The following is a 12,938-nucleotide window of genomic DNA, read 5'->3' as shown; positions in this document are numbered from 1 at the left end:
TGTTACTCCCGGTGTTTGATGATCGTCTCGATCAGGTAGTTTTTCCGGTTATTCTGGCCATAATAGATCTTCAATGCGATATCTGCAAGTATACCGCTTGCAAAGAACTGCACGCCGAGGACGAGGAGGATCAGCCCGGCAATAAAGAGAGGTCTCTCTAAGAGCGGTACTCCAAAGACGATTCTCATCGTGCCAAGGTAGAGTGTAATAATAGTGCCGAGTATTCCCATGATCAGCCCTGCCCCTCCGAAGATATGCATTGGCCGAAATGAGTACCGCTGCCAGAAGGTGATGACGAGGAGATCAAAGAAACCTTTCGTCAGCCTGACCCAGCTATATTTGCTCTTCCCGGCGTGCCTGTCCCGATGATTGGTCTTCATCTCCCCGACATGGTATCCTTTCCAGAGGAGCATCGCCGGGATATAGCGGTGGAGTTCACCATAGAGTTCGAGATCGCGGGTGCACTCGTTTGTATATACCCTCAGTGTGCAACCCGAATCATGGATTGTTTCGTGGGTGAGGGTTTTTCTGAGCCGGTTGGCAACTTTCGAGAAGAGCTTTTTTGAGATATTGTCCCGCCTGTTGAAGCGCCATCCGCAGACAACGTCGAGATCCTCATTTTCCATGGTCGTGAGAAGATCCGGGATATCATTGGGATCGTTCTGGAGATCTGCGTCCATGGTGATGATGAGGTTGCCTTCTGCATGATCGAACCCGGCTTTCATCGCGGCACTCTGGCCAAAGTTGCTCCTGAACCTGATGAGGGTGACTGCCGGATCACAGTCCTGGATTTTTTGTAAGTGGCTCCAGGTGGAATCGGTTGATCCGTCGTCGACGAAGAGGATCTCATGGCTTTTATCAATGGTAGAGAGTACTTCTTTGAGCTCCTCATAGAGCGGACTGATATTTTCTTCTTCATTATAGATCGGGATTATGATCGAGAGATCCATCCTGTTTACCTCTGGATAATTATCTTCATGTTTTCGATCTGGCTGGTATGTTATGTTTCAGTGCTGCTTTTTGATTGTTGAGTTCGTGTGTGCATGTCTCTACATTATTAATGTACTATTTCTCCATGCTTCCGTGACTTTGGTTCTGATTCTCCTTTATCGTTGTAAGGGCCAGATTAAAATTCCTTCTGAAGATCTATTGGTGCCTGCTCTTTTCTGTTTTATATGATTGCTAACGCATTTGAGTTCTGCTCTTTCTCTGATAATATTGTAAACGGTTTCTATTTCTATCTTCATCTGGCTGTATCAGGTGATCATACTAGAAAAACAATCTCATTAAATATTGTATTGAATAAATGGTTTTGTTGTTTTCTGGTTAATCTTCAGGTTTATTTATCTGTTGATAAAAATGAAAACGCGCAAAATAATACAGGAAGTACTCACGCACTTCTTCCATTCAATTTATGTTGGTGGGTGGTGACCATCTGTTCAGTTTTTGATTCCTATTGACGTCATTATCGCATTTGTATTGTTATTTCAGGAGAGCAGATGTGAAAATATGCGATTGATTTTCTGGTGTTTTGGTTGATGGGCGTTCAACCGGATGAAGTTCTGCAGCTTCGTATTATTTGAAATATTGCTTTAAATTCCCCTAAAAGCTGTAAGGCGATACCGAATGATTTATATTGAGATAATACATAGCATATCCTTGCACAATCTCTTACTGGAGCGTATCCTTTCGTCGTTGAGGGGTCTGCATCTCAGGTGTTTCCTGTTCTGCAATGGCATCTCAATCCCCGCGGGGTACCAGTGAGGGGTAGTCGTGTATTGTTGAATGATGGAGATACAAAAGAGGGGATTTAGGTTTATTTAGGTGAATTTATGATGAAAAGCAAAACGATTACTTCGGCACTGGTATTTCTCCTTGCGCTGGCTCTATTCATTGTTCCAGCCATGGCTATACCTGATGATGCCGAATATGGTGTCTACCGGAATGGCCAGTGGATTTTCCCACCTGGCACCGGTGAGTACAGATTCAACTTTGGTATGTCAACAGATGTACCGGTTGTTTATGGTGATTTAGCCGCTGTTTACAGGGGCGGTACGTGGATCATAAAAGATGGTCCGGAAAGGTTCCAATTCGGACTTCCAACAGACAAGCCGTTTTACTATGATGGCAAACCCGCTGTCTTCCGAGACGGCATGTGGATCATAAAAGATGGTCCAGCAAGGTTCATTTTTGGAACAACTGGTGACAAGCCTGTCGCCTATGGTGACTACGGTGCTGTTTTCCGGAATGGCGAGTGGATCGTCCGTGGAGCTGATAACTCTGTTATTGAAAGGTTCCCATTTGGACTTCCAACTGATATCCCGGTTGTCTGGCATGACGGACGTGCAGCAGTCTATAGGGATGGCACCTACATCATCAGAAATCCTGGTGAAGTCTCTACGAGGATCAGCTATGGAATGCCTGGCGACAGGCCGGTGACGGTTATCTCCACTGAGCCAACACCACTCGAAGTTGTCAGTGTTGAGGCTATTACCGACATAACTGTCTCATACGGCACAGCATTTGCAGACCTCGGATTACCCGAGACCGTTGAAGCAACACTCTCTGACAATTCCACAATGGATCTCGAGATCGACTGGTCTGCTGCTGAAGCTGACTACGATGGCGAAACCGCAGGAACCTATGCGCTTGAAGGCGACCTCGTTCTTCCGACCGGTGTCACCAACCCTGCCGGTGTAAAAGCTGCAGTCGATGTTATCGTTGAAGCACCTGAATTCGCAGTCGTAGGCGCAACCGCATACAACTCCGTCACTGTTCTCGTTGAATTCAACCGTGAACTCGATGAAACCACTGCAACAGACGCAACCAACTACGCAATCGCCGCTGCAACAACAACACTCGGCGTCACCAGTGCAGCACTTGAAGATGACAATAAGACCGTTAAACTGACAACCGATGCCCAGTCCGCACTGCTGACCTATACCGTCACAGTCGAGAATGTCGAAGACACCCAGGGTGTTGTCATCGGTGACCTGAACACCGCAACATTTGCTGGAAACCAGGCTCCGTATGTTCTCAAATACAAGGACAATGCAGCTAACGAAATTACCGACCACGTCACAGTCACAGACTCAGTTAAACTTGAAGTTGTCTTCAACGAAGGATTGAAAACATCCACCGTGAACACTCAGTCGGTTCGGCTGTTTGACATCACCGCAGGCGCATACCTGCCAGGTACGGTAACTCCTCAGAAAACAACAGTTACTGAAGACACAATCAGGTTTGTTCCAACCACAACCGGGAACAGGCTGACAGCCAACCATGTGTACCGTCTGGAACTCTCAGAGACAATCCGGAGCGCCCAGGATTACGCACTTGGTAACCTTGTCACCAAGGAATTCATCGTTGGTACCGCACCCGTACTTGATGCAGGAACACGTGAACCCACCCCAGGTAACACTACCGCAGCTGTTGATGGTGAGATCTCTGCACGGTTTAACGTCCAGCTCGATCAGTCAACCTTAACCACTGATACCGTTATCGTCGAAGAACTCGATGACCAGGGCGAAGTTGTTGACCAGATTGCAGGAACTGTTCTGTACAGCACAACTTTCAGGAAAGTCACGTTCGAACAGGCATCATTGCTGAAAGGCGAGACCAAGTATCGTGTGACCTTCGTCCACGGTGATATCAAGAGCACTGCAGGTATCTACCTCAGAGAAAACGCAAACAACATCTGGGAATTCACAACCGCTGCCTCTGACGCACCCGTCGTCGAGAAAGTCGAGATCGCCGGTACTGAAGTCGAAGATGGAGACGTTGGTATCCCGATCGATGATGTCGCTCAGAACAAGTTTATCAACACGACCTTTGACAGAGCAATCAAAGCTGATTCTGTACCAGGAAACGTCTTATTAACAAACCTCGCAACAAGCGAATCGGTTGATTTAACCATAGGTGCTGATGATAAGATTGTGTATGCCAAACTCGGCGCATCTCTTGCAGCCGGGACAGAATACGAACTCTTCATGGCGGGTATAACCGACAACACTGTCAACGAGAACCCGATCGACGATTTCACGTTCACGTTCACTGTTGCAACCGGCGCACCCAGTGTTGAAAAGGTTTTCACTGGAAACGACACTGCTTCTGAGGCTGGTTCTACTGGTTACAAACTGATCACTGACAACTCGTTTGATGTCCCGTATAACGAATCACGGAATGTCTACTTCCAGTTTGACAAGAATATTGGTATTTCAAACGCTACACAGAACACCCTGAACACCTCTGTTAAGTTATATAGTATCGGTACAAGTGGAACCACTCGTGTGGATCTCGACTCTCCTGCCAAATCCGGTAGAGATGTTGGTGACAACAAGTTCTTCAACCTCAGCATGGCTGAATCGAAACTTGAAGCCAACAAAAAATACAAGGTTGTATTCGAGAATACCTTTGTGTCTGATGAAGGCAACCCTCTGGACGAGAAGTTTGAGATAACCTTCACCACTGTTCAATACCCAGGATTTACAAACGCAACATACATTAAAGCCACACTCGCAAACGGCACTGTTCAGACGCTCGAAGCCAATACTCCGGCAACCGAGAAGATTGCACTGGACAAACCAGTAACCGTCGAGTTTGTGAACAAGACAATCGGTCAGTCAAGCATCTCGCAGGACACGATCAGATTGGTAAAGATCGATGGTAGCGTCCCCGTTCCCGCAACCTACACACTCAGCAGTGACAAGAAGACGGTAACCATTACGCCGACCGCAAATCTCGCAGAGAGCACCAACTACAAAGTTGTTGTGACAACCGGTCTCAAAGACGTCAATGGGAACTCTATAACAGCATATGATTCAGCAACTGAAGCTAGTGAATACTTCACCACAAAGACCGTTGTCAGCTACACGTCCAACATCGCCGACCTTGAAACAGATGTTGCTCTGAACAAGAAACTTGCACTCACGTTCAACCGTCCGATGAATCAGACCAGGTTAAACGATACAAGTATCGTCTCGTTTAAGAGAGCCACTTCAGAGTGGGCACCAACCGGTGACGAACTTGCCGGGTTGCAAGGTACGAACTTTACCTACAACATCAACACGAAGACGTTAACATTCACCCATGCTCTTGAATCAGAACAGCGGTACGTGTTACGGCTCAACGAAAGCCAGGTTCGGGACACGTCCGGGAACGCCCTTGGTACCAAAGATGAATGGACAACCGCGATCCGGTTCAGAGCTATCAAAGATACTGTAGCACCAAACTTCGTCAGTGCCCAGTATAAGGATGGAGATGACTGGGTTGATATCGATGGTGCAACCGGTATATCCAAAGATATAGCCGAGATCCGGGTGAAGTATGATAAACAGCTCACCGATGCTATCAACACCACAAGTGGCACGGATTACTCGGCTTACATCACTATCACCAATAACACCGATCAGGTACCAGTTGCAATTCCAGCCGGAGCGCTAGCTAATTTCATCAACCGTACCGGTGATGGCAAACAGGTCAGCATCAACTTCAGCGCCTCAGCCGGCGATGGAGCCTCTGTCTTAGTGAACCACACGCAATTCACAGTTAACCTCGTCGGACTGGAAGATGCCGTAGGTAACGAAGCCGAAGCTGTTGAGTTCACCTTCATAACCGGTCCCGCACCCGTTGTAAACCGGACATCCGGAATTACACTTGGACAAACTGGTGTTGCAGTCGATACAGAACAGAACATCGGCTACGAAAATGATGCAGTAGATAAATCCTTATTCGCAACAACAACCGCAGCAAACCTGAAAGTCTTTGATGCAACCAACACCCTGGTTGACTCTTCCGCATGGGAGATCGAAACCTCTCCAGCAGCAACCGCAATCAACGTCACTATCCCCAAGGATACCCTTGCATACTCGACAAAGTACTTTGTCATGATCACGGGTGTCGAAGATACAGTCGGTAACCTGATGTCGAACGAAGACACCATTGCAGGAACCGCAGGATACGTTATCAACTTCACCACAGAAGCTGACCCGAATGTTTTAGCACTTAATGACACAGCGTTTGGAACCTCAGCATTTGCCGGTAACTCAACCGATGACTTCGCAGTATACGACACAATTGCAACTGATGGTACAGGTACAGTTGATAAGACAAACACAACCTATCTCCAACTTGCATTCGACAAGAATCTCGATGCAACCACTGTAACTCCAACCAATGTCAAACTCTATGACGACTCTGATGGGAAATGGGTCGCATTCACTGCAGGACTGATCACAGTACAAGGCAGTGACACAATCCAGTTACAAATCCCCGGTGGCAACCTTTCCGCAGGACCTATCTACACATTAACTGTTCAGAATGTTCTCGGAACAAGCGGCGAAACGCTGGCTGCTCCGATCTCGATACAGTTCTACGTACAAGCTTGATACCCACTCCTCTACAATCCCCTTTTTCATCACAGGGATTCATCCCGGTGGTCTGAAGGGGGGAGAAGTGGGTCCCCCCTTCTCAAACCACCCGCCCCTCCCCTGAGTGATCAGGGGCTTGCCGGGCGTCCTTCTTTTTTTGTTTAATTCGGGCAGCCCGCGGCTTCGACTGTGTGGCTGGGTGGCGGGGCGGCTGTGTAGTGGGCGGCGGGTGCCCGTGGTGATCTTTTCAATGTCGATTCTGATAGAACAGGCTGTCCCAGGAGCGATACGATTATCATCACTCGGGAAGATGATAATCTGGTGAAGATAGTATGAGAACGCTGACAGCCTTGGTTTATAAAGAGGAAGGAGTCTATGTCGCCGAGTGTCCGGAAGTTGGAACTGCCAGTCAGGGAGATACGGTTGAAGAGGCTGTTGCTAACCTGAAAGAAGCAACCGAGTTGTATCTGGAAGAGTGTCCTCTAGAAGAGTGTCCTCTTGAAGAGAGGTATCGACCCATACTCACTACATTTGAGGTAGCAGATGGGATCCAGGCTTAAACCTGTCTCTGGTGAGAAGGTAATCAAAATACTCTCAAAAGAATATGGATTTTCCGTCAGCGGACAATCAGGAAGCCATTTCCGGCTCTCGAAGCTGACATATGAAGGCAAGGTGGTGACTGTTATGCCATTGCATGCTGAGCTGAGAGTTGGCACTTTACGAAATGTTCTGAAACTGGCAAAGATTGATCCAGATGATTTTGCCGGATATCTGTTATAATGTCCTATTACATACCAGAAGGTACTGGGTATCGTTCCTGTGGATACAGGATCGATCTGGTTTACTCAAGGGGCAATAGTGACGGATCTGATATCCAGCCCCCGGCGGGGATGTGCCAGTATGCCGGAACGTCTTGTATCCATGCCGGGGGATCGGTTGAGGCGGTTGTCCGGAATTGGGTGATCGGTGCCTGACCCGGGAGCGGGCGGCTCGTCCCGTGTTCATGCGTATGCGGCAGGGGAAGTGACCTTACTGCCTAAGGCAAATATCCTTCCGCCCCCGCCCCCGCCCCTCCCCTGATTTATCAGGGGCTTGCCGGGCGTCCTTTTTTTGTTTGATTCGGGTAGCCCGCGGCTTCGTCTGTGTGCGGGCGGCAGGGTATGCGATGAGCCTGATCCTGATCCTGTAGGAAACCCTGATCGGTCTGTCGCGTATGGCAGGGTGGTGTGAGTATCTGCGAGAGGGGCAGGTATGCATGGGGGAGGTGTATGCACGGGAGAGGTGTATGCTGGCGGCACCTGCACCGGCACGGTGGGGTGGGGGTGGTGTGGGGGAGAAAAGCTGTCCTGAAGCCCTCTCTATGTCCTTATGGCAGTCATTTCGCGGTGGGTTTTGTGTCTGAGGCGAGGACAGGCTCGCTCGTGTGTCCGGTGGGATGGGAGGGGAGGCTGCCCCTGAGCTGTTATGTGCCCCTATATCGTTGAATTCGCCGTTATTTTTTGTGTCTGAAGCTTGGGCAGGCTTGGGCAGTCATTTCGTGTGCACGGGGACTGGTGGGCGGTGTGGTGATCTGAGGGGTGAGGATGTTGTCTGGTGGAGGTGGGTGCCAGTCCGGGAGCGTGGTGGTGGGGATCTAGCGTGGTGGTGGGGATCTGGTATGTCCCGGAGATGGGGGTGCCGGGAGCCGGGATCGTCTACGGATAGTGCGGGTGGATGGTGGGAGGGTGTCGAGTGAACCAGACATGATTCCGATGGAGAAATGAGGTTGTGATTCCTGGAATAACTAACGAACATGGTCGTTGTAGGGAAGAATTATGGTATCTGAGGTTGACACTTTCAAATAGTGAGGGAACTGTATGGAGGCTGTTATCACACTTCCGGATACGATTTTGTCCAGCATCAAAATCAGGAAATCTGATCTGAACCAATTTCTTCGCCGGACGTTAGCCGTGGCATTGTACCGGGAAGGACGCCTCTCCCTGGGCAAGGCTGCCGAGTTAGCCGGTGTCCGGAACAAATGGGAGATGATCCTCCTGCTGGATGAGAAAGGGGTGCCTCTTGACTATGATGCAGTGGATGCAGAAGCAGATCTCATAACATTTCGTTCATACCTGGGACGGCAGAAAGAATGAAGTTCGTTTCAAATTCAACTCCTCTTATTGCCTTATCCAAAATTAACAGGCTCGATATTCTTGAATGCCTTTGTGAGAATCTCCTGATACCTGAAGAGGTCTATGATGAAGTGGTCACTCGGGGAGGTTTACTCTTTGGTGCCGAAGATGTCAGGAGTGCGTCCTGGATTTCTGTGGTTCCCGCCCGGAACAAAACAGCGGTCGATGCTCTCTATTTAAACATAGATCGCGGTGAGGCAGAGGCAATTGTTCTGGCAACAGAGGAAGATGCTCTTCTGATTATTGATGATAAGGAGGGAAGAAATGCTGCACTCGCGGTTAATCTACAGATAACCGGGACTATTGGTATTCTCCTTATGGCAGCCGAAGGCGGTCTTATTAACTTCCGTGAGGATTTTAGAGCACTTCGAGAAGCCGGGTTTCGAATCAGTGAGAAGGAATATCGTAAGATTCTGGATCTCTCGGAATTCTGATAATTTCTCAGGATAACGATGTTTTCGCTCACAGCTATCTGACACTGAATCAGCTGCTTGAGATTGGAAAAGAGACGAAAGAAGAGATTTTCGGGCTGAGAAAGGATACCAGACACTATCCTGCAGATGAGTTTAAGGAGATAAAAAAAGAAGCTCTCCTCTATCGAAGATGCACTTGTCAGGGCAGGTATCCAGGTATACTATTCATACGAGATCGATTCACTTTCTCTTCTCAGGGTTCACATCACCCACTTCCTATGTTCCGCCTCTTCGCTCACCAGTATGGTGATGCTTTTCGTTGAATAAGGAGTTTTTGTACCTGTTTTTTCACTCGTTTTTGTACCAGCTGCTATGGATGTCGGCTTCTCCGGTGGGAGTACTATGTCATAGAGAGTAGAGAGGAGCTTTCTGCCAAACCGGGTTGTTTCATAGTACACCTTCCTCCGGTCGCCAATATCCTCAAGTTTTTGTATCTTTTTTGCAACCAGGCCGCTATCGACGAGCTTCTTCAGGATCCGATCCATCTGGCGGGGGTTTGCCGCGAACCTGTTTTTAAGTTCAGTAAAATAACTCTCGCCTTCAAGCGTTATTGCAACAAAAACTGCCCAGACGGCATCTGTTGATAGACTCTGGATCGCATCGCGGATCTCAATTGGTACCTTTTCAAGGTACTGCATCTGTATGAGCTCATCCATCAGTTACCAACCCCTTCTCATAATAGTTCTCTATTTGTAACTAATATCAATCTTTCTACTTTTTGGATACACAGAGAAAACCAAAATTATTAAGCATAATCTGGCTTCATATACAATGAATAGATAATGGGGCTCAGATACTGGATATTTTAGCAAACCGGCTGAATCTGCTCAACTCTTATAAACGAAATGTTGCAATTGGTATTTATGGCTCTTTTCATCGAACGCGGAAGCATGATCTCCTTTCACTGCGTTCGTTTCTTCGGGATCAAGGATATGAACAGGCGAGAATCTCTCAGGATATGGAGCACCACACAGCCCTTTCTCGCGCCTCTCTGCTGCCAGATGCTCTTGTATACGCTCTTCCCGAAGATCCGATTCGGGATATTACATTAAGTGATCTGCTCATGAAAGAGAGCACCATTCATATCTTCACCTTCGTCAAAGAATATGATGCTGAACATTATCTTATACAGTCAGTTTCTATGGAATTCCAGCATCTACGGGATTGTATTTCCTATGGAGTTAAGAAGGATCAGCATGTCGCAGTTTATGTGGAGAGGGGGTTGGAAGAGATTGCTGGTGGAGTATTTAAAGGACGACTCATGCACAATGAACATGGATTCGATATTGAATTCTTCACTGAGATTGAAGAGATATTCAAACCGGCTCAGCGTTTCTGTGATCGCTCTCTAGCCGCTCTCTACGGGTACTGATCCCAAAACCAAAAGATTCATCCTTCTCTGAGCTGATCACATCACATACCCGGAATGAATAACCATGATCCCCTCCACCTGCCAGTGTTGCAAAGGAACCCTTGCATTAGGAAGAACTGATCTCATTGTCAGGGTTCGTGCCATTCAGGTTCGCTTATGACGTCATCGCCATCCGGGATGTTCCGGCATATGTCTGCAGGCAGTGTGATGAGGCATACGTTTCAGCTGAAACATCACGAATGATCGATATCGTGATGGACACGTGATGGACAGGGTACACCAGGGCACCCTCGGCGAATGTGGCCGCCCCCTGGCAGCATATGAGATCACACTGCCCGATTGATGATTGATGATTGATGATTGATGATTCTGGTTAATCTGACGATACGACACTCCCTCCTCACCTCATCTCACCTCGCCCCGATCGACTCCGACAGCGGTGTCCGCACGTTGATCCCGCCATTTACACTACGGGATGGTGCTCTCTTCCGGTATTGGACTCATCTCCTTAACGATACTCCCACTCCTGACAGGGTACTATCATTCATGAAATGAAACTACCGGCGCTGCTTTCCCGATCTCACGATTCGACTCTTCCAGCTTCTGTGATACCCCTTTCCTTCCAATGGAAATACATGGTAGGGATTTACTGCTTCCTGTCAACACTGCGATTGATTCGATTACGATGACAACACCTCTATGGCAGGTTCATCTCAAAAAAATGGTGGCAGGGATGGGTTATTCTTCATCTCCTCTGTGTAGAAGAGTAATAGTAGGCACCGCCTGCAATCAGGATGATGATCACCCCGATGATCAGGTATGTCCAGGGGAACCCGCTCACCGGCTCCTCCGGGCTTACCGGCACCTCTGGTGTAGTGGGAATGGGTGTTGAGACAGGAGTGACCTCAGGTGTTCCCACAGGCGGTATAATCGGTTCTGGTTTCGGTATCACCGTAGATGAGGCCGCCGTGTCAGCGAAGAGGGCAAACTCGGTGAAGTGAGCCACTTCAGCTGATACGGTGCGATCCCGCGTGTTCACTACGGTCGGCAGATTCACCCAGTCACCGCTCTCATGGTCATACCATTTTACCGCCAGGTACCCGGGCGTCTGGTATGCCTGTGCCATCAGGAGGTTCCATTCTGCATCGGTGAAGGTGAAGGTGAGTTCTGCTGCTGGTGCAAAGGTTGCACCCTCCGGTGAACATTTGACCGCATATCCGGCAAAACTGAAGGTTCCCGCCTGTGGGACGTGAGGCAGACCGGCTGCCGGGAGATCATTCATGGTAATGCCAGGAAGGCGTTTATCATCCCGATCCAGAGCATAGACGCCGACATCGATGGTGAGTCGGGCCTTCCGCGAGACGCTGTCGAGCTGGATCTCCTGGAGCACCTGGCCAAGGGTATTTGTCAGCAGTGTAGCTGTTCCAATGCTCTGTGCAACCGGCATCGAGGTAGTTCCGCCGCCACCGCCTGTCTGCTGTGGCAGTCTCTTCCAGACCTGAACCCGGTTATTGTTCCAGTCAGAGACATACACCTGCTGGCTGGTGCCACTATCCAGTATAGCAATAGCGCGTGGGGCATCGAACTCCCCGTCACCTGTTCCATATGACCCGAATGCCTCGACAAAGACTCCACCAGAGGTGAACTTCTGTACCCGGTGGTTGTTGGTATCGGCTACATAGACATATCCCGCAGAATCAACCGCAATGCCATGGGGGCGGAAGAACTCACCGTCACCTGAACCAAATGAACCGAAGTTCCCGATAACGGTGGAACCGTAATTTCCAAAGATCCTGACTTGGTTGTTCCCATACTCGCTCACATAGAGATAGCTATTTGAAAGGGCGACACCCTGTGGATTGTTGAAGTTCCCGGTGATCGATCGGATATGGCTTCCGTCACCAGTAAAGACCTGTACCCGGTGATTCTGGGCATCGGCAACATACACACGACCCATTGAATCGATTGCAACTCCACTCGGCTCATTCAGCTGGCTGGCTCCTGATCCATAGGATCCCCACCCGGTAACATACGCGCCATCTGAAGTGAACTTCTGGATTCGGTGATTCTGGGCATCGGCAACATAGACATACCTGGAAGCATCAACCGCAACCCCGCGGGGATACCTCAACTCACCGGCGGCCGATCCAAAGTTGCCAAAGTAACCATCATAGGTCCCGCCAAAGTTCCCAAAGATCTGGGTCTTGTGCAGGTACTCGTTCACCACAAAGACATCCGTCCCAAAGGAGGCAACTCCCCAGGGATGATCCATCTGGCCGGGACCAGCAGATCCGAATTGATCAAGATATGCATAATTTCCAGCCGCAACACCTGGGCAGGCCAGGAACAGAAGCAGGAGCATTATAAATCCAAATTCAGCTCTTCCTATTGTCATTGACTCCTCCAGCCGGTATAGAGACGATCTCAAATTTGTTTCATAACCCGCTATAGAAAGAATACATATCATTTGGGCTTTATATGCCTTTGGTCAAATTCCAGAAGACACAGATCCGGAGATTAATCTACCGGTGAAGATGAACCGGTTCAAAACCGG

The 12,938-nt window shown here is 48.9% G+C and carries 11 protein-coding genes; 8 read left to right on the top strand and 3 right to left on the bottom strand.

The genetic code is table 11. From position 1 onward, the window contains the following. Nucleotides 1–2: 2 nt before the first annotated feature. Complete coding sequence (locus tag ACZ44I_RS10455) at nt 3–950, bottom strand: glycosyltransferase family 2 protein (RefSeq protein WP_464550144.1); 948 nt, start codon at nt 948–950, stop codon at nt 3–5. A gap of 882 nt (nt 951–1,832) precedes the next feature. Here ACZ44I_RS10455 and ACZ44I_RS10450 point away from each other — a divergent pair. The 6 genes from ACZ44I_RS10450 to ACZ44I_RS10425 all read left to right on the top strand — a co-directional run bounded on the left by ACZ44I_RS10450 (nt 1,833) and on the right by ACZ44I_RS10425 (nt 8,973). Then, the gene (locus ACZ44I_RS10450; RefSeq protein WP_464576522.1) at nt 1,833–6,386 is read left to right on the top strand and encodes an Ig-like domain-containing protein; all 4,554 of its coding nucleotides are present in this window, start codon (nt 1,833–1,835) and stop codon (nt 6,384–6,386) included. Nucleotides 6,387–6,700: 314 nt separating this feature from the next. Next, a complete protein-coding gene (locus ACZ44I_RS10445) occupies nt 6,701–6,928 on the top strand; it encodes a type II toxin-antitoxin system HicB family antitoxin (protein ID WP_464550148.1) in 228 nt (75 codons plus the stop codon). After that, nucleotides 6,912–7,148 (top strand): type II toxin-antitoxin system HicA family toxin, encoded by a 237-nt coding sequence (locus ACZ44I_RS10440; protein ID WP_464550150.1) that lies wholly within the window; start codon nt 6,912–6,914, stop codon nt 7,146–7,148. Before ACZ44I_RS10445 ends, ACZ44I_RS10440 begins: the two co-directional genes overlap by 17 nt. Beyond that, a complete protein-coding gene (locus tag ACZ44I_RS10435; RefSeq protein ID WP_464550152.1) occupies nt 7,148–7,342 on the top strand; it encodes a hypothetical protein in 195 nt (64 codons plus the stop codon). Before ACZ44I_RS10440 ends, ACZ44I_RS10435 begins: the two co-directional genes overlap by 1 nt. Before the next feature lie 882 nt (nt 7,343–8,224). Further along, nucleotides 8,225–8,500, top strand: a complete 276-nt coding sequence (locus tag ACZ44I_RS10430) for a UPF0175 family protein (protein ID WP_464550154.1) — start codon at nt 8,225–8,227, stop codon at nt 8,498–8,500. Beyond that, on the top strand, nt 8,497–8,973 hold the full coding sequence (locus ACZ44I_RS10425; RefSeq protein ID WP_464550156.1) for a PIN domain-containing protein: 477 nt from the start codon (nt 8,497–8,499) through the stop codon (nt 8,971–8,973). Before ACZ44I_RS10430 ends, ACZ44I_RS10425 begins: the two co-directional genes overlap by 4 nt. A 239-nt stretch (nt 8,974–9,212) precedes the next feature. Here the strand turns inward: ACZ44I_RS10425 and ACZ44I_RS10420 are convergent, their stop codons facing one another. Then, a complete protein-coding gene (locus ACZ44I_RS10420) occupies nt 9,213–9,668 on the bottom strand; it encodes a hypothetical protein (protein ID WP_464550157.1) in 456 nt (151 codons plus the stop codon). 302 nt (nt 9,669–9,970) lie between these two features. Here ACZ44I_RS10420 and ACZ44I_RS10415 point away from each other — a divergent pair, with 302 nt between their 5' ends. Next, a complete protein-coding gene (locus ACZ44I_RS10415) occupies nt 9,971–10,384 on the top strand; it encodes a hypothetical protein (protein ID WP_464550159.1) in 414 nt (137 codons plus the stop codon). A 137-nt stretch (nt 10,385–10,521) separates the two neighbouring features. Continuing rightward, nucleotides 10,522–10,650, top strand: coding sequence for a YgiT-type zinc finger protein (locus ACZ44I_RS10410; RefSeq protein WP_464576520.1), 129 nt, complete (start codon nt 10,522–10,524; stop codon nt 10,648–10,650). 479 nt (nt 10,651–11,129) lie between these two features. On the opposite strand, the gene ACZ44I_RS10405 is transcribed toward ACZ44I_RS10410, so the two are convergent. After that, nucleotides 11,130–12,779 (bottom strand): SMP-30/gluconolactonase/LRE family protein, encoded by a 1,650-nt coding sequence (locus ACZ44I_RS10405; protein WP_464550163.1) that lies wholly within the window; start codon nt 12,777–12,779, stop codon nt 11,130–11,132. Nucleotides 12,780–12,938: the final 159 nt, after the last annotated feature.

Source organism: Methanocalculus pumilus, assembly GCF_055382585.1.
The sequence above is the reverse complement of the archived record's forward strand: the minus strand, read 5'-3'. Positions and strand labels throughout refer to the sequence as shown.